Annotated in this window: 2 protein-coding genes; both read left to right on the top strand. The window is 65.5% G+C overall.

Annotated elements, in window-relative coordinates; all coding sequences use genetic code 11:
- Positions 1-476 (top strand): transcriptional regulator (locus MOV74_RS39265; protein ID WP_246932991.1); only part of this gene is annotated, 476 nt, incomplete at its 5' end.
- Positions 477-711: 235 nt separating this feature from the next.
- Positions 712-860 (top strand): GCG_CRPN prefix-to-repeats domain-containing protein (locus MOV74_RS41340; protein WP_404979240.1); only part of this gene is annotated, 149 nt, incomplete at its 3' end.

Raw genomic sequence — 860 nt, 5'->3', positions numbered from 1 at the left:
CCGACGACGACGTCGCCGGCGTGCTCGAAGGTCTGGCGGGACTTGCGGCGCGGACCGGCCACATGCGGGTGCGCACCGGGCCAAAGGATCCGGCGTTGCGGCGCGCGCGGATCTGCTACGACCATCTCGCCGGCGATCTCGGCGTGCAAATGCTCGATTCCCTGCGCGAGCGGAATCTGGTCAGGCAGAAGAAGCAGGACATCGAGTTGACGGCCGAGGGCGAGCGCTTCCTCGCCAAGCATCTGCAGATCTCGCCCGGTATGCTGAGCCACCCGCGCCGCCCGGTGTGTAAGGCCTGCCTCGACTGGAGCGAGCGGCGGCATCACCTCGCGGGCACGCTGGGGGCCGCCATGATGCAGCGCTTCGCCGAGCTGAAATGGGCGGCTCGCGATGCCACGCCCGGCAGCCGCGTCGTGAATTTCACCCGCACCGGCGAGAAGCAGTTTGCCGCACTGTTCGGTAACGGAAAGGACTGACCGCGCGCGCTTCAGGTGCTGATGCCGGGCCTTCCCGTCCGCCTGCGTCAGCTTCTGTCGTCCCAGACCGCACGCGGCGAACGTTCATGCCGCATTCAGGTCATGATTGGCAGGTTTGGATCGCGCCGTGTCGATGTGTTGCAAGATTTGACATGTCGAATCGTGTCTTTTGATTCATTGTGCGCCGCAAGCGCCAACCCCAAAGACTTGCCCCAAGGACGAGAAGGAAGATCAAATGAAATACCTGTTCGCCGCCGCCATGCTCGCCAGCGCGGTCGTTGGTTTCAGCGAGGCGGCCAGCGCCGCCGAGGGCTGCGGCCGAGGGTTCTATCGCGGTCCCTATGGCAATTGCCGCCCGATGCGTGGCGCAGTCGTGGTGCGTCC

This window comes from Bradyrhizobium sp. SHOUNA76 (assembly GCF_023006445.1).
Taxonomy (GTDB): Bacteria; Pseudomonadota; Alphaproteobacteria; order Rhizobiales; family Xanthobacteraceae; genus Bradyrhizobium.
The sequence above is the reverse complement of the archived record's forward strand: the minus strand, read 5'-3'. Positions and strand labels throughout refer to the sequence as shown.